The 21,049-nt window shown below is 61.0% G+C and carries 20 protein-coding genes; 12 read left to right on the forward strand and 8 right to left on the reverse strand.

What is annotated here, in order from left to right; genetic code table 11:
* The 7 genes from ACHEXL_RS00970 to ACHEXL_RS01000 all read right to left on the reverse strand — a co-directional run bounded on the left by ACHEXL_RS00970 (position 1) and on the right by ACHEXL_RS01000 (position 8,284).
* Positions 1-1,398, reverse strand: a complete 1,398-nt coding sequence (locus ACHEXL_RS00970; RefSeq protein ID WP_416560206.1) for a mannitol dehydrogenase family protein — start codon at positions 1,396-1,398, stop codon at positions 1-3.
* A 168-nt stretch (positions 1,399-1,566) separates the two neighbouring features.
* Positions 1,567-2,628, reverse strand: a complete 1,062-nt coding sequence (locus tag ACHEXL_RS00975; RefSeq protein ID WP_416560207.1) for a malate/lactate/ureidoglycolate dehydrogenase — start codon at positions 2,626-2,628, stop codon at positions 1,567-1,569.
* A gap of 147 nt (positions 2,629-2,775) precedes the next feature.
* Positions 2,776-4,305: a UxaA family hydrolase gene (locus ACHEXL_RS00980; RefSeq protein WP_416560208.1), complete on the reverse strand. Its 1,530-nt coding sequence runs from the start codon at positions 4,303-4,305 to the stop codon at positions 2,776-2,778.
* A gap of 45 nt (positions 4,306-4,350) precedes the next feature.
* Entirely contained in the window at positions 4,351-5,745 is a 1,395-nt protein-coding gene (locus ACHEXL_RS00985) for a TRAP transporter large permease (RefSeq protein WP_416560209.1), read from the reverse strand.
* 30 nt (positions 5,746-5,775) lie between these two features.
* On the reverse strand, positions 5,776-6,360 hold the full coding sequence (locus tag ACHEXL_RS00990) for a TRAP transporter small permease (RefSeq protein WP_416560210.1): 585 nt from the start codon (positions 6,358-6,360) through the stop codon (positions 5,776-5,778).
* 149 nt (positions 6,361-6,509) lie between these two features.
* On the reverse strand, positions 6,510-7,499 hold the full coding sequence (locus ACHEXL_RS00995; RefSeq protein WP_416560211.1) for a sialic acid TRAP transporter substrate-binding protein SiaP: 990 nt from the start codon (positions 7,497-7,499) through the stop codon (positions 6,510-6,512).
* 56 nt (positions 7,500-7,555) lie between these two features.
* Positions 7,556-8,284: a FadR/GntR family transcriptional regulator gene (locus tag ACHEXL_RS01000; protein ID WP_416560212.1), complete on the reverse strand. Its 729-nt coding sequence runs from the start codon at positions 8,282-8,284 to the stop codon at positions 7,556-7,558.
* 225 nt (positions 8,285-8,509) lie between these two features.
* Between ACHEXL_RS01000 and ACHEXL_RS01005 the strand changes: the two genes are divergently transcribed.
* The 9 genes from ACHEXL_RS01005 (at position 8,510) to ACHEXL_RS01045 (ending at position 16,618) form a co-directional block, all read left to right on the forward strand.
* On the forward strand, positions 8,510-9,625 hold the full coding sequence (locus tag ACHEXL_RS01005; RefSeq protein WP_416560213.1) for a mandelate racemase/muconate lactonizing enzyme family protein: 1,116 nt from the start codon (positions 8,510-8,512) through the stop codon (positions 9,623-9,625).
* Positions 9,622-10,371 carry an SDR family oxidoreductase gene (locus ACHEXL_RS01010; protein WP_416560214.1) on the forward strand — a complete coding sequence of 250 codons (750 nt, stop codon included), beginning with the start codon at positions 9,622-9,624 and terminating at the stop codon, positions 10,369-10,371. Before ACHEXL_RS01005 ends, ACHEXL_RS01010 begins: the two co-directional genes overlap by 4 nt.
* Positions 10,372-10,389: 18 nt before the next feature.
* Positions 10,390-11,148: an SDR family NAD(P)-dependent oxidoreductase gene (locus tag ACHEXL_RS01015; RefSeq protein WP_416560215.1), complete on the forward strand. Its 759-nt coding sequence runs from the start codon at positions 10,390-10,392 to the stop codon at positions 11,146-11,148.
* Positions 11,149-11,174: 26 nt separating this feature from the next.
* On the forward strand, positions 11,175-12,038 hold the full coding sequence (locus tag ACHEXL_RS01020; RefSeq protein ID WP_416560216.1) for a fumarylacetoacetate hydrolase family protein: 864 nt from the start codon (positions 11,175-11,177) through the stop codon (positions 12,036-12,038).
* A gap of 165 nt (positions 12,039-12,203) precedes the next feature.
* Complete coding sequence (locus tag ACHEXL_RS01025) at positions 12,204-12,950, forward strand: TetR/AcrR family transcriptional regulator (protein ID WP_416560217.1); 747 nt, start codon at positions 12,204-12,206, stop codon at positions 12,948-12,950.
* Between the two features lie 46 nt (positions 12,951-12,996).
* Positions 12,997-14,808, forward strand: a complete 1,812-nt coding sequence (locus tag ACHEXL_RS01030; protein WP_416560218.1) for an acyl-CoA dehydrogenase C-terminal domain-containing protein — start codon at positions 12,997-12,999, stop codon at positions 14,806-14,808.
* 23 nt (positions 14,809-14,831) lie between these two features.
* Complete coding sequence (locus tag ACHEXL_RS01035; protein ID WP_416560219.1) at positions 14,832-15,272, forward strand: DUF2147 domain-containing protein; 441 nt, start codon at positions 14,832-14,834, stop codon at positions 15,270-15,272.
* Between the two features lie 60 nt (positions 15,273-15,332).
* Positions 15,333-16,097 carry an enoyl-CoA hydratase gene (locus ACHEXL_RS01040; protein ID WP_416560220.1) on the forward strand — a complete coding sequence of 255 codons (765 nt, stop codon included), beginning with the start codon at positions 15,333-15,335 and terminating at the stop codon, positions 16,095-16,097.
* A gap of 38 nt (positions 16,098-16,135) precedes the next feature.
* Positions 16,136-16,618 (forward strand): thioesterase family protein, encoded by a 483-nt coding sequence (locus tag ACHEXL_RS01045; RefSeq protein WP_416560221.1) that lies wholly within the window; start codon positions 16,136-16,138, stop codon positions 16,616-16,618.
* Positions 16,619-16,632: 14 nt separating this feature from the next.
* Here the strand turns inward: ACHEXL_RS01045 and ACHEXL_RS01050 are convergent, their stop codons facing one another.
* Positions 16,633-17,043, reverse strand: coding sequence for an acyl-CoA thioesterase (locus ACHEXL_RS01050; protein ID WP_416560222.1), 411 nt, complete (start codon positions 17,041-17,043; stop codon positions 16,633-16,635).
* Positions 17,044-17,084: 41 nt separating this feature from the next.
* On the opposite strand from ACHEXL_RS01050, the gene ACHEXL_RS01055 reads away from it, so the two are divergent.
* The 3 genes from ACHEXL_RS01055 to ACHEXL_RS01065 all read left to right on the forward strand — a co-directional run bounded on the left by ACHEXL_RS01055 (position 17,085) and on the right by ACHEXL_RS01065 (position 20,994).
* Positions 17,085-18,923: an ABCB family ABC transporter ATP-binding protein/permease gene (locus ACHEXL_RS01055; protein WP_416560223.1), complete on the forward strand. Its 1,839-nt coding sequence runs from the start codon at positions 17,085-17,087 to the stop codon at positions 18,921-18,923.
* Positions 18,924-18,939: 16 nt separating this feature from the next.
* Positions 18,940-19,881: a LysR substrate-binding domain-containing protein gene (locus ACHEXL_RS01060; protein WP_416560224.1), complete on the forward strand. Its 942-nt coding sequence runs from the start codon at positions 18,940-18,942 to the stop codon at positions 19,879-19,881.
* A gap of 222 nt (positions 19,882-20,103) precedes the next feature.
* Positions 20,104-20,994 (forward strand): amino acid ABC transporter substrate-binding protein, encoded by an 891-nt coding sequence (locus ACHEXL_RS01065; protein ID WP_416560225.1) that lies wholly within the window; start codon positions 20,104-20,106, stop codon positions 20,992-20,994.
* Positions 20,995-21,049: the final 55 nt, after the last annotated feature.

Consider the following 21,049-nt stretch of genomic DNA (forward strand, 5'->3'; position numbering starts at 1 on the left):
TCAGGCCTCGCTCAGTTGTTGGACCGCAGCGTCCACGCCGTGTTGTATGACTTGCTGGTGCCAATGCGTGACGCGGGCGATCCATGCGGTGTTGCGTGGCAGGCTTGTGCCCCACAGGTCTTCGCGGGCCAGCAAAGCGCGTACGCAGGCTTCGGGCTCGGTGCGTTGTGCGGCGCCCAGGGCCATCAAGCTGTCCGCTTGCGGGTCGTTCAGGGCATAGGCCTGACCGTTTTCGTCCACGCCCAGGGTGTAGCGCACCAACACGGCTGCAGCCAGCGCATGGTGCTCAAACGAAGCACCTTGGGCGATCTGCCCCAGCACCGAGGGTGGCCAGCGCTGCGGGATTTTTTGCGAGCTGTCGGTGGCGATCTGGTGCACGCTGTGCTTCAGATACGGGTTGCCAAAACGTGCGATCAGTGCGTCGCGGTACTCGGCCCAATCTGTGCGACTCAGGTGTGGCGCGACTTCGCGACTCATCAGCTGGTGAACGAAGGTACGGATGTGGGGCACACCGATACAGCTGGCAATGTAAGGCCTGCCCGTGACCGCACCCATGAGTGCCATGGCCGTATGGCTGCCATTGAGCATGCGCAGCTTGGCTTCTTCGTAGCTGTGCACATCGTTCGTCACGCGCACGCCCGCAGATTGCAGCAAGGCAGCGTCTGCCGGATCAGCGAAGCGGTTTTCGATCACCCATTCCCAAAAACCTTCGGTGCTCAGAGCGCATTGGTCTGGCACGCCCAGCGCCTCTTGTGCAGCGGCCAGCACTTCGGCCGTGGCGGCCGGAACGATGCGGTCGACCATGCTGCACGGAAAAGCGCATTGCGCATCGAGCCAGCGCAGCAGTTCACCGTCGTGTGTTGTGGCAGCGGTTTTGACCAGCGCCTGCAGCTTGTGGCCATTGCCTTGCAGGTTGTCGCACGAGGCAATGGTGATGCCGGGCAAGCCTGCCTGCTGGCGCAGGCGCAAACCGTCCAGCAACAGCTGACCCAAGGCCGGGGTGTAGCCTTTTTCGGTGACGGTGAGGGTGACCCAGCGTGTGGTGGGCGCCGCGATGGCCTGCACCACGGCATCGCGCTCGGTGGTGGCTACGCTCATGCGCCACAGCGCGCCGGGCACTTGCCATGTCACGCCCTGACCATCGGCCACGCGCACGGCGTACAGGCCGTCTTGTGCACGCAACTGGTCCACCAGATCAGGCCGCGTCATGCCCACGCCGTGGATGCCCCAGCGTGTGTCGCCAGCGGTCAGCAACCGGTCAAACACCATGGCCTGGTGGGCGCGGTGAAAAGCACCCAGGCCCAGATGCACCACGCCCGGGGCATGGGCTTTGCGCTTGTACGCCGGGGTTTGAACAGAGGCGGGCAGGGCCATGAGCGTGGAGGCGGACAGTTTCATGGGGTCAAACGAGTGGGTGATTGGGGCTTGAAAGCGATGCGTGGTGGTGGGGCGGATGAATTTGGGTTGTCATGCCGGACTTGATCCGGCATCCATGATTGCGGAAGGCATGGACCCCGGATCAAGTCCGGGGTGACATTCATGGGGTCCAGGGTGACAGTTGTTGGGTCAAGTCCGGGGTGACGTTTGGAGTTTTTTCTCGGATGCTTCGATCTCGGCCCAGGTGGTGTCGTCGATCCAGATGCCGGATTTTTCGCGCTCGGTGCGGGCGGTGCGTTCAGGTTCACCCGCCATCTTGACGCCGTCACTGCCCGGCGCATCGGGGCTCTGGTGCAGCCAGTCGGCAAAGGCCAGCGCTTCTTGTTCAAACATGCTTTGTGTCCCCAGACGAACCGGGTCGATCAACAGGGTCAGCATGCCGTTGAGCACGGCGCGTTGGTGGTCGGCTTCGCGGTGCCAGGTGCCGCTGCCTGTGAGTGCGCCGCCCAACAATTCGCAGGCCACGGCCATGCCAAAGCCTTTGTGGTCGCCAAAGGTCATGAGTGCGCCAAACAAGCCGTTGGACTGCGGCACCACCACCACGCCGGGGTTGGTGGTGGGGTGGCCGTTTTCGTCGATCAGGTAACCCGGTGGCACCTGTTCCCCCTTGTTGTGCGCCACCCGCATCTTGCCTTGGGCCACGCGGCTGGTGGCAAAGTCCAGCACAAAGGGGGCACGGTTGCCCATGGGCACGCCAATGCAGCAGGGGTTGGTGCCAAAGCGCCCGTCGCCACCACCAAAGGGCGCGACCACGGGGCGCGAAAGCACGTTGACAAAATGCACCGACACCAGACCTTGCGCCACGGCCATTTCGGCAAAGTGGCCGATGCGACCCAGGTGGTGCGAGCGGCTGAGCGCCACGGTGCACACGCCGTGCTGTTTGGCGCGTTCAATGCCCATGTGCATGGCTTGCACACCGGTGATCTGGCCGTAGCCGCGCTGGCCGTCCAGGTTGAGCAATGGACCGGTGTCGAGCAGCACCTTCACGCCCGTGTTGGGGCTCAGGCCGCCTTCGAGCACCGCATCCACATAGCGTGGCACCATGCCCACGCCGTGCGAGTCGTGCCCGCTCAGGTTGGCCATGACCAGGTTGTCGGCCACCTGCGCGGCCTCAGCCGGGGCACTGCCCGCTTGCTCAATGATGTGGGCGACTTTGGTGCGCAGCGCTGCGGCTTGGATGCGTTGACTCATGATGGTCCTTATCGGTCATTGTTTGATTCTTGTCACCCCGGGCTTGACCCGGGGTCCATCTTTGGCAGGGGTCATGTTGTTAGTCCACATGGATCCCGGATCGAGTTCGGGATGAGAAATGGGAGTCAAGGATGACAAGGGGGTGGCTCACATCACCGCGCCCACTTGCCAAGGCACAAATTCGTTTTGGCCGTAGCCGTGGCGCTCGCTCTTGGTGGGCTCGCCTGAGGCGGCAGCCAACATCATCTCGAAGATGCGTTGCCCCATTTCGGCGATGCTCACCCCGCCGTCCACGATCTCACCGCAGTTCAGGTCCATGTCCTCTTCCTGTTTTTTCCACAGCGCGGTGTTGGTCGAAAACTTGAGGCTGGGCGAGGGTGCGCAGCCGTAGGCACTGCCACGCCCGGTGGTGAAGCAGATCAGGTTCGCCCCGCCCGCGACCTGGCCCGTGGCACTCACCGGGTCGTAGCCGGGGGTGTCCATGTAGACAAAGCCTTTGGCGGTGACCGGCTCAGCGTATTCGTAGACCGCCTGCAGGTTGCTGGTGCCGCCCTTGGCCACGGCGCCGAGGGATTTTTCGAGGATGGTGGTCAGGCCGCCCGCCTTGTTGCCGGGCGAGGGGTTGTTGTTCATCTCGCCGCCGTTGATGGCGGTGTAGTTTTCCCACCATTTGATGCGCTCGATCAGTTTGTGCGCCACCTCGGGCTTGACCGCACGGCGCGTGAGCAAGTGCTCTGCGCCGTAAATCTCGGGCGTTTCGCTCAGGATGGCGGTGCCGCCATGCTGCACCAGCAGGTCGACCGCCACGCCCAGCGCAGGGTTGGCGCTGATGCCCGAATAGCCGTCCGAGCCGCCGCACTGCAGGCCCACGGTGATGTGCTCGGCGCTGCAAGGCTCGCGGCTGATGGCGTTGGCGCGGGGCAGCATCTCTTCAATCAGCTGGATGCCTTTTTCCACCGTCAGGCGTGTGCCGCCTGTGTCCTGGATGTTGAAGACCTTGAGCGTGTCGCCCTCGCGCAGGCTGCTGTGCGCCAGCCAGGTGTTGAGTTGGTTGGCTTCGCAGCCCAGACCGACGACGACCACGCCCCAGAAGTTGGCGTGGGTGGCATAGCCGGCCAGTGTGCGTTCGAGCAGCTGGATGCCCAAGCCCTCGGTGTCCATGCCGCAGCCCGTGCCGTGCGTCAAGGCGACCACGCCGTCCACATTCGGAAACTTGGCGAGTGCAGCCGGGTTGTTGCGTTTGGAGAAATGGTCGGCAATGGCGCGTGCGGCGGTGGCCGAGCAGTTCACGCTGGAGAGCACGCCGATGTAGTTGCGCGTGGCCACACGACCATCCGAGCGTTTGTAGCCCATGAAGGTGGCCTGTTTACGGGAGGGCTCGGGTTTCACGTCTTGGCCGATGGCGTAGTCGCGCTCGAAGTTGCCTTTTTCCGGGCCCATGTTCAGGTTGTGTGTGTGCACATGCTCGCCCGGCGCGATGTGCTGGTGCGCAAAGCCAATGATCTGGTTGTAGCGACGCACCGGCTCGCCCACGGCGATGGCCCGGGTGGCCACCTTGTGGCCTGGGGGGATCAGGCCGCGCACGGGCACGCCTTCGACGGCGCTACCGCTCATGAGTTGGCTGCGCGCGATGACCACGTCATCGGCAGGGTGCAAACGGATGAAGAGATTGGACATGGTTTGAATCGGTTGGGGACGGAGCCGAAGATCTGTTCCGCGAGGTTAATAAAACTGTTTAGGCAACCACAGCACCAGGCTGGGCACATAAGTGATCACGATCAGGCTGCCCAGCAGCGGGAACAGCCAGGGCAGGATGGCCATGGTGGTGCGCTCGACGCTGAGTCTGGCCACACGGGCGAGCACAAAGAGCACCATGCCCATGGGGGGATGCAGCAGACCGATCATCAGGTTGAGCACCATGACCAGACCGAAGTGCACCAGGTCAATGCCCAGTTGCTGGCAAATCGGCACGAGGATCGGCACCAAGATGGTGATGGCGGCGGTGGGCTCCAGGAAGCAGCCGACAAACAGCATCAACAAGTTGGCCAGCAGCAAGAAGACCCAAGGCTCTTGTGTGAAGCCCAGCACCCAGCTGGAGATGGCGGTGGTCACACCTGTGGCGGTGAGCATCCAGCCAAAAATGCTGGCTGCAGCCACGATGAACAGCACCGTGGCGGTGGTCTCGACCGTGTCCAGGCAGATCTTCACGAACATCTTGAAGTTGAGCGTGCGGTACCAGAAAAAACCCAGCGCAATGGCCCAGACGCAAGCGGCAATCGCGCCCTCGGTCGGTGTGAACACGCCCGTGGTCATGCCGCCGATCAGCAACACTGGGGTCATGATGGGCAACACGGCTTGAAAGCTGAAAAATTTATCAGCGGCAAACAGCACAAACAAGGCTGCAAAGACGGTGAGTTGGGGTGGCGTACCCATGACGGTGACCAGCCACCAGATGGCCAGCGGCCAGCCGATGACCACTGCGGTTTCGGCCAGGGCCTTGATGACTTTGGGCCACTCGAATTTCACATCGGCACCCCAGCCATTTTTGTGTGCGAAGTAGGCCACCGTCAGCATCATGAGCAGTCCCATCAGGATGCCGGGCAGGATGCCTGCGAGGAACAAGGCGCCCACCGACACGTTGGCCATCATGCCGTAGATCACAAAGGGCAGGCTGGGTGGAATGATGGGGCCGAGCGTGGCCGAAGCCGCGGTGACGCCCACTGCAAACTCGGTGCTGTAGCCATGGTCTTTCATGGCCTTGATCTCGATGGTGCCCAAGCCTGCCGCATCGGCAATGGCGGTGCCGCTCATGCCTGCGAAAACGACCGAGCCCACCACGTTGACATGACCCAGGCCGCCCTTGAGCCAGCCCACCAGGGCCAGTGCGTAGTTGTAAATGCGGTTGGTGATGCCCGCGTTGTTCATCAGGTTGCCGGCCAGGATGAAAAATGGCACGGCCAGCAGCGGAAAGCTGTCGATGCCCGAGACCATGCGGTGGATCACCACAAAGGGTGGTGAGCTTTGTGCAAACAGCAGGTAAATCAGCGAAGCCCCGGCCATGGCGATGGCCACCGGGATGCCGCCACTCATGAGGAACAGAAAAATGATTTTCAGCATGGAATAACTTTCAAGGGGGCAAGGGCTTGTTCAGCGGTCGGTGATGTCGGTCTCTGGGCGTTCCAACACGGTGTAGCCGCGCTGCCAGTGCACACGCGCCACCCAGATGGCTCGCAGGCACATGGCGGCAAAGCCGGCCATCACCACGCCATACACCAGGTTCATGGGCAAATCGATGATGGTCATCTTGTAGCTGCCGAGCTTTTCCATCATTTGGCCCGTGAGGAAAGTGGCAGCGGCAAAAAAGGCCACACGCATCACATCGACCAGGGTGGCCATCGTGCGGGACAACCAACGGGGCATGAAGCGGAAGAAAAAGTCCACCTGGATGTGGTTGTTCTTGGCCACGCCAATCGTGGCACCCGTGAAGACCACCGCGATCAGCAAATAGCGGGCGATTTCTTCGGTCCACGAGGCCGAGTCGTTGAGGACGTAGCGGGTCACGAATTGGTAAAACACGGTGATGCCCAGCGCCCAGAAAAAGGCGAGGGCCACCCAGGCTTCGATCGGCGTGCCGGACAAATCGACCTCGTCATCGGTGGCGTGAAACTGGCCGTCGTCGCCCATGACTTTGGGCATCGCGTCCAGATCGGGCAGGTGGGATTGGGTGCTCATGGGGTGGGCTCTGAAAAAGACAAAGGATGTGCGCGGGTCACACAGGGCGATAACCCCCTGGGTTTAGCTTGTGACGTGCGGGTGCTGGGTGGTTGGCTCAAGAAGGCAGTGCGCCATGGCCGAGACCGACCATGGCGCGCAGGACTCGCTTATTTGGCGGCCTGGATCTTGTCGTAGTCAGCCCGTGTGAAGCCCAGGGACTCCAGTGGCTTGTTTTTCATGACCGCATCCACAAAGCTCTTGCGGTCCACCTCGACAATTTGCAGGCCTTTTTTCTTGAACTCGGCCACCAGTTCGGCTTCACGCTTTTTGATTTGCGCGGTCGAGCGCACAGCCGCTTCTTGCATCACCTCGGTGAACATTTTCTTCTCAGCGTCGCTGAGCTTGTTCCAAAGGTGTGGCGCCACTTGGGTGGTCAGGCCGTCCACGATGTGGCCGGTGAGCATGATGGCCTTTTGCACCTCAAAGAACTTTTTGGCTTCGATGGTGGTCAAAGGGTTTTCTTGGGCTTCCACGGTGCCGTTTTGCAGGGCCAGGTACACCTCGGCAAAAGCAATGGGCGTGGGGTTGGCACCGCAGGCTTCAGGCGTGGCGCGGTAGGCTGGCACGTCGGGCACGCGGATCTTCAAGCCTTTCATGGCCGCGCAGTTGGGGATGGGCTTTTGTGCCGTGGTGTGGCGCGCACCGTAATAGGTGTAGGCCGTGACCTGGATGCCGGTCTTGGCGCGGAATTCGTTGACCATTTCCTGGAACACGGGGCTCTTGGAATAGGCAATCAGGTGGTCGCCATCGCGGAAGATGAAGGGGTAATACGCAATGCCAAAGCGAGGATACGTGCGAGCCGCGAATGATGGGCCGCTGATGATGATGTCCACCGTGCCCAAAGTCAGGCCTTGGTTGATATCGGTTTCTTTGCCCAAAGTGGAAGCGGGGAAGACCTGGATGTCGAACTTGCCATTGCTGCGCTTTTTGATTTCTTCAGCAGCCCAGACCGAGTCGGTGTGGTACGGCTCGGAGGTTTCGTAGGCATGGGCCCACTTGAGTTTTTGCTGGGCTTGGGCACCTGCGCTCATCAGCAAGGTGCCCATGGCCATCACGCCCAATGCGGCCAGGGTCTTCAGTGCGAATCGTTTGCTCATCGTTGTCTCCTCGTTGGGTTTGGAAAAAGTTGCTGACGCGGGAACAGAAAATCACCCTAGCGGGCGGGTGCGCGGCGCCAGCTCGCGCTGTATCTTTTGTGGGCTAGCTTCAGGTGTTTTTGCATGGCTTTGCGGGCTGCACTGCTGTCTCGCGCTTCGATAGCGTGCATCACTTCCTGGTGTTCTGCAATGGCGGTTTGCCATGAGGCGGGGTGTTCAAAATAATCCCCCAGCCGCTCAAACAAGGGGCCGTTGCGGGCCATCCAGTAGCGCTGTACCGTGTCCAGTAGCACGCTGTTGCCGCAGGCTTGGGCAATGGCTTTGTGAAAGGCTTCATCGCCCTGACGTGGAACTTCATCCCGCGCGGCTTCGAGCTTCATTTGCTGCAGCCCGTTTTTGATGGCTTTGAGGTCGGCTTTTTTGGCATGGGTCGCAGCCAGTGCGGCCACTTCGGCCTCCACCAGAATGCGGGCGCTCATGACTTCCAGCGGCCCCCAGTTGGCAGGGGTGTTGTCGTCCAGTTCGGCCGGGGCCGCGATCGGTTTGGCGGTCGAGTGTTGCCGCACATAGATGCCGGAGCCCGTGCGCACCTCGATCATGCCTTCCACCTCCAGTGCAATCAGGGCCTCGCGCACCGAGGGACGGCTCACACCGAGTTGCACCGCCAGATCGCGCTCGGCGGGTAGGCGTGAACCCAGCGCAAACTCGCCCGAAGCCATCAGTTGCCGCAGTTGCTCGGCAATCTGTCGGTAAAGGCGTTGGGGTTCAACGGTTTGAAGGGGCATGGCGCGAATCAGGGATAACGTGAATTGGACAAGTGGTCAGACCAGTTGCAGAATCATCACATGTTCAAAAGCCATTGCAACTCCGCACAAACCCGCATGGGGCGTGTCGCAGAAACGACCTGTGACGGGCCGCGTCTGTCGCATGCTGGCGTCCATTGAGGCCTCTGCCGCAGGACTGACCTGTCGCCCTTCAACTGATCAACACCCCTTCTCAAGCTGTCCCAGATGCCCCTTGTCACCATTGACCGCGTGAGCCTTCGGCAAGTCAACCTGCCGCCCAAGGTGTTGCGCACCGACGCCATCCAGTCCTTCGTGACGCAAGAGACCCTCTTGCTCACGCTGCACTGCAGCGACGGCATCTCGGCCACGGGTTATGCCTACACGATTGGCACAGGGGGATCGTCGGTCATTGCTTTGCTCAAGGACCATTTGGTTCCGCGCCTGATCGGCCGCAACCCCGTCATGGTTGAGGCGATCTGGAAGGATTTGTTTTTTCACACCCATGCCACCGCCGTGGGGGCGATGACCAGCCTGGCGCTGGCCTGTGTGGACACAGCTTTGTGGGATTGGCGTGCGCAAAGCCAGGGTCTGCCGCTTTGGCAGTTGCTGGGCGGTGCGCAAGCGCGGGTGCCGCTTTACACCACCGAAGGCGGTTGGTTGCATTTGTCGCCCGAGGCGCTGGTGGACCAGACGCTCCAGGCGCAGGCCCAAGGCTTCAAGGGCGCCAAGATCAAGATCGGCCGCTCGCATGTGAGCGAGGATGTCGCTCGCCTGAGTGCGGTGCGCGACGCTGTGGGACCAGGCTTTGAGTTGATGACCGATGCGAACCAGGGCTTCAACCGTGCCGAGGCCGTGCGCCGTGCGCGGGCCTTCGATGGTCTGGGGCTGGCGTGGATGGAAGAGCCCTTGCCTGCCGAAGACGTTTCGGGGCATCGGCAGTTGCGAGAACACACCCCCATTCCTGTGGCAGTCGGTGAGTCGATGTACCACCCGATGCAGTTCCGTGAATATCTGGAGCAAGGCGCTTGCTCCATCGTGCAGCCCGATGTGGCACGCATCGGCGGCATCACGCCCTGGATCAAAACTGCGCACCTGGCCGAGGCGTTTGACGTGGCGGTGTGCCCGCACTTCTTGATGGAGTTGCATGTGAGCCTGTGCGCGGCTGTGCCCAACGCGACCTGGGTCGAATACATCCCGCAGCTGGACGACATCACCACCTCGCGCATGCAGGTGCAAGGCGGCTTTGCCTTGCCACCCGACTCACCCGGTCTGGGCATCGCCTGGGACTGGACCGCCATCACAGCACGACAAACCACCCATCTGGAGATCCAAGCACCATGAGACTCAAAGGAAAAATCGCACTGATCACTGCCGCTGGGCAAGGCATTGGCCAGGCCGCCGCTTTGGCCATGGCTGCCGAGGGCGCCACGGTGTACGCCACCGATGTGAATCCCGATCTGCTCAAGGCCTACCAAGGGGTGGCCAACGTGCACACGGCGGTGTTGAATGTGCTCGACAAAAAAGCCATCACCGCTCAGGTGGCGAGCATGGACCGCATTGACATCCTCTTCAACTGCGCAGGCTTTGTGCACAACGGCAACATCGAGTTGGCCACTGACGAGGACTGGGAATTTGCCTTCAACCTGAACGTGCGTTCGCAGTTCTGGATGATTCAGGCGGCTATCCCCAAAATGGTGGCGCAGTTTCAGAAAGACGGCCATGGCGGCAGCATCATCAACATGGCCAGCGTCTGCTCCAGTGTCCGTGGTTTGCCCAACCGCTTCGTTTATGGCGCCAGCAAAGCAGCCGTGATTGGCCTGACCAAGAGCGTGGCGGCCGACTATGTGCGCCAGGGCATCCGCTGCAACTGCATTTGCCCCGGCACCGTGGACACGCCTTCGCTGCAAGACCGCATCAACAGCTACGCCGATCCGGTGCAAGCGCGTCAGGATTTCATCAACCGCCAACCCATGGGGCGACTGGCGCAGGCGCACGAGATCGCCCCCATCGTCACTTTCCTCGCTTCCGACGAATCCATCTTCGCCACAGGCAATGCCTACATGGTCGACGGTGGTATGACCATTTGATTTTTCAGAAAGACACACATGAACTTGCTCGACATGAAAGGCCGCCACGCGGTCATCACCGGGGGGGCGACCGGTCTGGGCTTTGCCATTGCGCAGCGCATGCTGGCCTCGGGCGCACGCGTCACCATTTGGGACCGCGATGCAGCTGGCATGGCCAAAGCCGCTGAGCAACTGCGCCAAGGTCAGTTGGGTGCCGTGCTCAACACCGTGCAAGTCGATGTGACCGACCACGCCTCGGTGGTGAATGCCACCGCGCAAACTACGGCCTTGGCCGGTGTGGACGTGCTGGTCAACAGCGCGGGCATCACGGGGCCCAATGTCAAAGTGTGGGACTACCCGGTGGACGCGTGGAAGCAGGTGTTTGATGTGAACGTGCACGGCCTGTTCCATTGCTGCCGTGAACTCAGCGCCCACATGAAAGCCCGCAACTACGGCCGCATCGTCAACATCGCCTCGGTGGCGGGCAAGGACGGTAACCCCAATGCCAGCGCTTACAGTGCGAGCAAGGCGGCCGTCATTGGCCTCACCAAATCACTGGGCAAAGAGCTGGCCGACACGGGGGTGCGCGTGAACTGTGTCACTCCGGCGGCTGTGAAGACGGCGATTTTTGATCAAATGACGCCCGAGCACATCCAATTCATGCTCTCCAAGATTCCGATGGCCCGCTTTGGCGAGCCCGAAGAAGTCGCCGCCATGGTGACTTGGTTGAGCACCGAAGAATGTTCCTTCTCCACTGGCGCGGTCTTTGACCTGTCCGGTGGCCGTTCCACTTATTGATTTTGTTCAAGCACTGAAAGGTATTCATGAAACTCGTTCGCTATGGCCAACCCGGCAAAGAAAAACCCGGTCTGATCGACGCCGAAGGCCGCTTGCGCGACCTGAGCGGCGTAGTCAAAGACATCTCGCCCGAGTTGTTGAACGACAAGGCCCTGGCCAAGCTGGCCAAGGTCAAGACCGACAAACTGCCCTTGGTGCGTGGCAAAAAACGGTTTGGCACGCCGATCTCGTATACCAGCAAGTTCATCGCCATTGGCCTGAACTACGCCGACCATGCGGCCGAATCGGGCATGCCCATCCCGGCTGAGCCGATTGTGTTCACCAAGGCCATCTCGTGCATCCAGGGCGCGAACGATGACGTCATGTTGCCCAAGGGCTCCAAAAAGTCCGACTGGGAAGTCGAGCTGGGCATCGTGATCGGCACCCGCGCCCGTTATGTCACGCAAAAAGATGCACTGAATTACGTCGCCGGTTACTGCGTGGTCAACGACGTGAGCGAGCGCGAATACCAACTCGAGCGCGGCGCCACCTGGGACAAGGGCAAGGGCTGCGACACCTTCGGCCCCGTGGGCCCATGGCTCGTCACCCGCGACGAAGTGCCCAACCCGCAAGCTCTGGGCATGTGGCTCGACGTGAACGGTGTGCGTTACCAGACCGGCAACACCAAGACCATGATCTTTGGTGTGGCCAAGCTGGTCAGCTACGTGAGTCAGTTCATGACGCTGGAGCCCGGCGACATCATCACCACCGGCACACCACCCGGCGTGGGCATGGGTGTCAAGAAGGACGGCAAGCCGGCACCCGTGTTCTTGAAGCGCGGCGACGTGATGCACCTGGGTATTGACGGTTTGGGTGAGCAAACCCAGAAAGTGGTGGCTTTCAAGGCCTGATGCTTTTTTTTGTGGCTATGAGTCGACCCCCGACTTGATCGGGGGTTCAGGACTTCAACGCTTTCACCGGTCCGCCGCTCCTGATTTACCCTTGATCGGTGAGGTGGTTTGTTTGTTTGGACAATTTTGGTGCAAAATAGAACGGTCGTTCTTTTTTGATGCGCCATGACCGAATCCAAAAAACCTTCCAAAGTCGAAAGCTTGCCCGCACCAGAGGCAGGCCGCCGCGTGCTCATCAAAGGCCAGCAAACCAAGGCCGTGATCATCGACGCCGCCTTGGGCCTGGCCTCGCAGATTGGCCTGGAAGGCTTGTCCATTGGCGCGGTGGCCGAGGTCACGGGCATGAGCAAGTCGGGCGTGTTTGCCCACTTCGGCTCGCGAGAAGAGCTGCAAATTTCTGTCATCCGCGAATACCACGACCGTTTTGAGGCCGAGGTGTTTTACGCGGCCATGCAAAAACCCCGTGGTGTGCCACGTCTGCAAGCGCTGTTTGACAACTGGATGGTGCAGACCTCGGCCGAGATCGATTCGGGCTGCATCTACATCAGCGGTGCGGTGGAGTTTGACGACCGCACCGGTCCCGTGCGCGATGCACTGGCCTCTTCGGTGGCCACTTGGCAAACCGCCTTGCGTCGCGCCGTAGAACTCGCTCAGGAAGAGGGCCAACTCAGCCGTGCGTCCGACGCGCACCAGATCGCTTTTGAAATCCATGGCTTGATTCTGGCGCTGCATTACGAAGCCCGTTTTTTGCGCAACCCGAACGCTGCCGACCGCGCCCGCCAAGGCTTTCAGCATATTCTGGCCCGCTATGCAGGGCCGGGCACACCCCCCGAGCCCGCGCCAGCCAGCGCAGCCAAGTCACCCAAGCTGGTGGCTGTGCCTAAGGCCCGTCGCAAGCCGGCGAACGATTGATTTCCCTCAAGATCTTCACTGACACACCGATTCAAGGAGTCCCCTCATGCCCGTCTACAACCCACCCCTTCGCGACATGCAATTTGTCCTGCACGAGTTGCTCAACGTCAGCGCTGAACTCAAAGCCTTGCCTAAGCATGCCGAGACCGATGCGGACACCATCAACGCGGTGCTCGAAGAAGGTGGCAAGTTCGCATCCGAAGTGGTCTTTCCTTTGAACATTTCTGGTGACACCCAGGGCTGCCAGCTCAACCGCGACACGCACGAAGTCAAAGCCCCCGATGGGTTCAAGGCGGCTTATGAGCAGTACGTGGCCGGTGGCTGGCCATCGCTGAGCTGCGACCCCGAGTTCGGCGGTCAAGGGCTGCCCTTTGTGGTCAACCAGTGCTTTTACGAAATGCTCAACTCGGCCAACCAGGCCTGGACCATGTACCCGGGCCTGAGCCACGGCGCCTACGAGTGCCTGCATGCGCATGGCACGCCCGAGCAAAAAGCCCTTTACTTGCCCAAGCTGACCAGTGGCGAGTGGACTGGCACCATGTGCCTGACCGAGCCGCATTGCGGCACCGATCTGGGTATGCTCCGCACCAAGGCCGAGCCCCAGGCCGATGGCACTTACAAGCTCAGCGGCCAAAAGATTTTCATCAGCGCAGGCGAGCACGACCTGGCCCCCAACATCGTGCACCTGGTGCTGGCCCGTTTGCCCGATGCGCCGCCCGGCAGCAAAGGCATCAGCCTGTTCATCGTGCCCAAGTTCAAGGTGGCCGCCGATGGCAGTATGGGCGAGCGCAATGGCATTTACTGCGGTGGCCTGGAACACAAAATGGGCATCCACGGTAACGCCACTTGCCAAATGGTTTTGGACGAAGCGGTGGGCACCCTGGTGGGGCAACCCAACAAGGGTTTGGCGGCGATGTTCGTGATGATGAACGCCGCCCGACTGGGCGTGGGCAACCAGTCGTTGGGCCTGACCGAAGTGGCGTACCAAAATGCCTTGGCCTACGCCAAGGACCGCGTGCAGATGCGTTCGCTCACGGGCGTGAAGGCGCCCGGCAAACCAGCCGACCCGATCATCGTGCACCCCGATGTGCGCCGCATGCTGCTGACCGCCAAGGCCTATGCCGAAGGGGGCCGTGCGCTCGCTTGCTACTGCGCCTTGCTCCTCGACAAAGAGCTCAACCACCCCGATGAAGCCGTGCGTGCCGAAGCCGCCGAAGTTGTGGCCCTGCTCACGCCCATCGTGAAAGCCTTCACCACTGACAACGCCTGGGAAGCCACCTCGGCCTGCCAGCAGGTGTTCGGCGGCCACGGCTACATCAAGGAGTGGGGCATGGAGCAGTTTGTGCGCGACGCCCGCATCAACATGATTTACGAAGGCACCAACACCATTCAGTCACTCGATTTGCTGGGCCGTAAAGTGCTGGGCAACCAGGGCGCCACGCTCAAGAAGTTCGGCAAACTGGTCGAGCAGTTGGTCAGGGCCGAAATGGCCAACGAAGCCATGGGCGAGTTCATCAAGCCGCTGGCCGATCTGGGTCAAAAACTCACGCAACTCACGGGCGAAGTCGGCATGAAAGCCATGAGCAACGCCGACGAAGTGGGCGCTGCGGCGGTGGATTATTTGCGCGTGGTGGGTCACCTGGTGCTGGGTTATTTCTGGGCCCGCTCGGCGCAAATCGCCCTGGCCAAGCTGGCCGAGGCGGAAGAAGAGGCCCAGCGCCCCGATCCGTTCTACCAGGCCAAGCTGCAGACCGCGCGTTTTTACTTCACCCGCCTGATGCCCGAAACCTCCACCTTGATGCGCCGCATCCGTGCGGGCAGCGATGTGCTGATGGACACCGATGCTGCGCTGGCATGATCGGAAACTTCAGGAGTTGAAACATGAACAACATTTTCCGCACAAGCGCCCTGGTCGTCCTGGGCTGCATGGCTGTGGCAGCCCAAGCCAACAGCCCGGTGGGCCGTTGGCACACGATTGACGACAAGACCGGCGATACCAAGAGCGTGGTCACCATCGAAGACGCGGGCGGCGTGCTGCGCGGCAAGGTCAGCCAGATCCTGCGCAAGGACGCCGACCCTGCCGCCAAGTGCGGCCTGTGCAAGGACGACCGCAAAGACCAGACCATTTTGGGCATGGAAATCATCCGGGGTGTGAAAAAGTCTGCCGGTAACGACTACTGGGACGGCGGTGAGATCCTTGACCCGGAAGAGGGCAAGCTGTACCGCGTGCGACTGACGCCCATCGAGGGCGGCGCGAAACTGCAAGTGCGCGGTTTTCTGGGCCCCTTCTGGCGCAACCAGTTGTGGGTCAAGGCCCCCTGACCCTTTCACATTCCAAACTGCCGCCCATGGGGCGGCCTTTCCATTTTTGAGGCAAGCTCCATGTCTGACATCCTGACCCACACCGATGCGGGGGTGATGACCATCACCTTCAACCGCCTGGACAAAAAGAACTCCATCACCGCCGCCATGTACGCCGCCATGGCCGATGCCGTGGCCCAGGCTGCGACCGACCCCGCCGTGCGGGTGGTCGTGTTCCAGGGACATGAGAGCATCTTCAGCGCGGGCAACGACATTGGCGACTTTCTGAACCAGCCGCCCACCACGCAAGAGTCGCCCGTGTTCCGTTTTTTGCGCGGCATCGCCACCTTCGAAAAACCGCTAATCGCCGCTGTGGCTGGCCCTGCGGTGGGCATTGGCACCACCATGCTGTTCCATTGCGACCTGGTTTATGCGGGTGATAACGCGGCGTTCTCCATGCCCTTTGTTAACCTGGGCCTGTGCCCCGAAGCGGCGTCCAGCCTGCTGGTGCCCCGCATGTTCGGCTACCACCGCGCCTCCGAAGCCCTGTTGATGGGTGAGCCGTTTTTTGCCGAAGCGGCGCAAGAGGTCGGCCTGGTCAACCGCGTGGTGCCGCCCACCGAGGTCAACGGCTACGCGCAGGCGCAAGCCCGCAAGCTGGCCGCCAAGCCCTTGTCATCCCTGATCGAAACCAAGCGCTTGATGAAGGGCGGCAGCCAGCAGGAAGTGCTGCAAAAGATGGACGAGGAAGGCAAAAGTTTCGGCCGCATGCTGCGCGAGCCGGCCGCCAAAGAGGCTTTTGGTGCCTTCATGGAAAAACGCAAGCCCGACTTTTCGAAGCTGTGAACCGAGGTGGGGCAGTGCTAGTTCAATAGAATTGCTGTATGCCCCATCGCGCCCCCACCCCCGTCGTTCTGGAACCCGAATACATTGAGGGTTTTCGCCAGATCTACGAAGAAAAAATTGTCTTCAACCAAACCCTGGGCTTGAAGCTCGTCAAGGTCACGCCAGAGGGCGTAGAGGCCCGCATCGACATGCGGCCCGAATTGGTGGGGCATTTTGCCTACAACCGCATCCACGGCGGTGTTATCAGCGCGGTGCTGGACGCCATCGGCAGCGCAGCCGTGATGGCGGCGCTGGCGGCCAAGCACATGGACGAGCCGCCCGCCAAACGCCTGGAGCGCTTTGCCAAGCTGGGCACCATCGATTTGCGGGTGGACTATTTGCGCCCCGGCATCGGCGAGCACTTCACCATCACCGCCAACGCCTTGCGCGTGGGCTCGCGTGTGGGGTCGTCCCGCATGGAGTTTTGCGGGCCCGATGGCACTTTGATGTCCACGGGCGCAGCGGCCTACATTGTGTCCTGATCACCGCAGTCGATTCACTCGGCCGGCACGGGCCGGGGTTTGCCTTGGTCGTCCACCGCCACATAGGTGAGGTTCGCTTCGGTGACCTTGATGTACTGGCCCTGCAGTTGAAAGCGCTCGGCAAACACCTCGACCTTAACGGTGACCGAGGTGTGGCCCACGCGCACGATGCGCGAGAAAAACGACAGGATGTCGCCCACCTTGACGGCTTGCTTGAAGATGAACTCATTCACCGCCACAGTGACCATGCGGCCGCGCACGCGCCGGGCAGGCAACACTGCACCCGCCAAGTCCACTTGGGCCATGACCCAGCCGCCGAAGATGTCGCCACTGGCATTGCAATCGGCGGGCATGGGGATGACTTTGAGCACCAGCTCTTGGTCGGTGGGCAAAGCCACGGTGTTCGGGTGTGAGGCGTCAGACATGGGCACAATCGGTGGTTAACGTCAAAACCGGATTGTCCCTTATGCGCCACCACGGCGAAACCACTGCCTCTGCTTCTCCTCACGCCTCTGGCGCCAAGCCTGGCACGGCGACCCCGCCGCCCTCCGGTGGCGACTGGAAAACCCTGTCCCGCCTCTTGCCTTACCTTTGGCAATACAAATGGCGCATGGTGATTGCTCTGGCCCTGATGGTCGGCGCCAAGCTGGCCAACGTGAGCGTGCCTTTGCTGCTCAAGGAACTGGTCGACGCCATGAGCCTCAAGCCCGGCAACCCCCAAGCGGTGCTGGTGGTGCCGGTGGCGCTGCTGGTGGGCTATGGTGCTTTGCGTTTGCTGACGTCGGCATTCACCGAATTGCGCGAGCTGGTGTTTGCCAAAGCCACGCAAGGGGCATCGCGCAGCATTGCTTTGCAAACCTTCGAGCACCTGCATGCCCTGAGCCTGCGCTTTCATTTGGCCAGGCAAACCGGTGGCATGACGCGTGACATCGAGCGCGGGGTGCGCGGCATCGAATCGCTGATTTCGTATTCGCTCTACAGCATCATTCCCACGCTGATCGAAGTGGGGCTGGTGCTGACGATTTTGGCGGTCAAGTTTGACGCCTGGTTCGCGGGCATCACGCTGCTGGCCTTGGCCTTGTATATCTTTTTCACGGTGCGTGTGACCGAATGGCGCACGCAGTTTCGCAAGCAGGCCAACGAGTTCGACTCGGCCGCGCACACGCGGGCCATCGATTCGCTGTTGAATTACGAGACCGTCAAGTACTTTGGCAACGAGCGCTTCGAAGCTGGCCGCTACGACGAAAGCCTGGAGCGCTTGCGCCTGGCGCGGCTCAAGGCCCAGACCACCTTGTCGGTGCTCAACACCGGGCAGCAGCTCATCATCGCCGCAGCCTTGGTGGCCATGCTCTGGCGTGCCACCGAGGGGGTGGTGGCCGGACGCATGACCTTGGGGGATCTGGTCATGATCAACGCCTTCATGATCCAGCTCTACATTCCGCTCAACTTTTTGGGTGTGCTTTACCGCGAGATCAAGCAAAGCCTGACCGATCTGGACAAGATGTTTGTGCTGATGGACCGCGAACGCGAAGTGGCCGATGCGCCCGGTGCACCCGCGCTGGCCTTACAGGGTGCGCCCGATGTGGTGTTTGACCGCGTGTCGTTCGCCTACGAGAGCGACCGCCCGATCCTGAAAGACATTAGCTTCACCATTCCCGCCGGTAAAACGGTGGCAGTGGTCGGCCCTTCGGGTTCAGGCAAGTCCACCCTGGCGCGTTTGATGTTCCGCTTCTACGACGTGCAGCAAGGCTTCATTCGCATTGCCGGGCAGGACATCCGGCAGGTCACGCAAGCCAGCGTGCGCCAGGCGCTGGGCATCGTGCCGCAAGACACCGTGCTGTTCAACGACACGGTGGCCTACAACATCGCCTATGGTCTCCCCGGGGCCAGCCAGGCCGAAATCGAGGGCGCGGCGCGTTCGGCCCGCATCCACGACTTCATCGCCTCTACGCCCAAGGGTTACCAAACCTCGGTGGGTGAGCGGGGCCTGAAGCTCTCAGGGGGCGAAAAGCAGCGCGTGGCAATTGCCCGCACCTTGCTCAAGAACCCGCCGATTCTGGTGTTCGACGAAGCCACCTCGGCCCTCGACTCGGCCAACGAACGCGCCATCCAGGCCGAGCTGGCCAGCGTGGCGCAAAACAAAACGACCTTGGTGATCGCGCACCGCTTGTCGACGGTGGTCGATGCGCACGAGATTTTGGTGATGGAGGCCGGGCAGATCATTGAGCGTGGCAACCATGCGCAGTTGTTGGCGCAACAGGGTCGCTACGCCAGCATGTGGGCCTTGCAGCAGTCGGCAGATTGACAGGGGTGTTTCAGCGATGGAAACCAAATGGCTTGAAGACTTTGTGAGTTTGGCTGAAACCCGCAGTTTCAGCCGATCGGCCCAGTTGCGCCATGTGACGCAGCCCGCGTTTTCGCGGCGCATCCAGTCGCTGGAGGCCTGGGCCGGTGCCGATCTGGTGGACCGCAGCTCTTACCCCACCAAACTCACACCCGCGGGCGAGACGCTCTATGCGCAGGCGCTGGAGCTGTTGCAATCCTTGCAAAACACCCGGGCCATGCTGCGTGGGCACAACTCGGCTGGGCAGGACTTCATCGAGTTTGCGGTGCCGCACACCTTGGCGTTTACTTTTTTCCCATCCTGGGTGGCGAGTTTGCGCGAGAGCTTTGGTCCGATCAAGAGCCGTCTGATTGCCTTGAACGTGCACGACGCTGCCATGCGTTTGGCCGAAGGTGGTTGCGATTTGTTGATCGTGTACCACCATCCCTCACAACCTCTGCAGCTCGATGCCGAGCGTTACGACATGGTGGTGTTGGGTGCCGAGTCCATCGCCCCTTATGTCAAGGCCCAAGCCGAAGCGGCCCATCTGAGCAGCCTGCCAGGCACGCCTGCACGGCCGTTGCCTTATCTGGGCTATGCACCAGGGGCTTATTTAGGCGGTGTGACGGACTGGATACTCAAGCAATCGGGCACCCCGATCCACCTGGACCGGGTGTATGAAACCGACATGGCGGAAGGTCTGAAAGTCATGGCTTTGCAAGGCCATGGCATTGCATTTTTGCCGGAAAGTGCCGTGCGCAAAGAGGTGCAAAGCGGCGTTTTGGCGGAGGCCCGTTTGCCCGGAGGGCAAAGTCTGGCCTTGACGATGGAGGTCAGGGCTTATCGGGCCAAGCTCGGCTCCAAAACCAGTGTTCAGCATCCTGCTCATGAGCTGTGGCAGCATTTGGTGCGCGAAACCCAGCCCCCGACTGGAGGTTGAGGCCCGTGGGCATTGCGTTATGCGTTTTTTGCATTAATCTTCCGGGTACACCCTGATGCCTAGATGGGGCGCGCATCACTATAGTGACGATCTGTTCGCAGCGGGCACAATCCGTGCTGCAGCTATTGATAACTGTGTCTGTCGCCGTGTCATGATGGTGCACCGGTGCCAGATTTCGGCATGGTTTAACGTTCGCCTTTGGGCGATTTTTTGGAGAAATGAATGAAAAAACAACTGTTCGCTGCGGCGATTGCCGCTTTGGCCTGTGTGTCCGCACAAGCCGACACCATCGCCAAAGTCAAGAGCGCTGGCGCGATCACCATGGGTGTGCGCGATTCTTCGGGTGCACTGTCTTACACCCTGGGTGATGGCAAATACGCCGGTTTCCACTACGAAATCTGCCAGCGCATCATTGGCAATCTGGAAAAAGCCGTCGGCAAGAAAGTTGAAGTCAAGTTCCAGTCCGTGACCTCACAAAACCGCATTCCTTTGGTGCAAAACGGCACGGTGGACATTGAGTGCGGCTCGACCACCAACAACGCTGCACGTCAAAAAGACGTGGCATTTGTGGTGACCACTTATGTGGAAGAAGTGCGCATTGCCACCAAGGTCGCTTCGGGCATCACCTCGATCGCTCAGCTGACCGGCAAGAATGTGGCCACCACCACAGGTACCACTTCGGTGCAACTGCTGCGCAAGCACGAGCGTGCCAATGGCGTGAACTTCAACGAAGTGTTCGGCAAGGACCACGCTGACAGCTTCTTGCTGCTGGATTCCGGCCGTGCCGACGCGTTCGTGATGGACGGCTCGATCCTGGCAGGCAACATCGCCAACGCCAAAAACCCAGCGGACTTCCGCATCGTGGGTGAAGTGCTGGCAGTGGAGCCCATCGCCATCATGATCCGCAAGGACGATCCTGCTTTCAAGAAGCTGGCCGACGACACTGTGCGTGACCTGGTCAAGAGCGGCGAGATGAACAAGTTGTGGGACAAGTGGTTCCTGCAGCCCATCCCACCCAAGAACGTCAAGATTGGTCTGGCTTTGAGCGAGAGCACCAAGGCCGCCTGGGCCAACCTGAACGACAAGCCTGCTGAAGACTACGCCAAGAAGTAATTTTTCAAGGCACTGAGCAAACCCCGCCGGGGATAACTTGGGCGGGGTTTCTTTT

Origin of the sequence: Limnohabitans sp. YIMB22184 (assembly GCF_048020265.1) — a bacterium.
Classification (GTDB): Bacteria; Pseudomonadota; Gammaproteobacteria; order Burkholderiales; family Burkholderiaceae_C; genus Limnohabitans_A.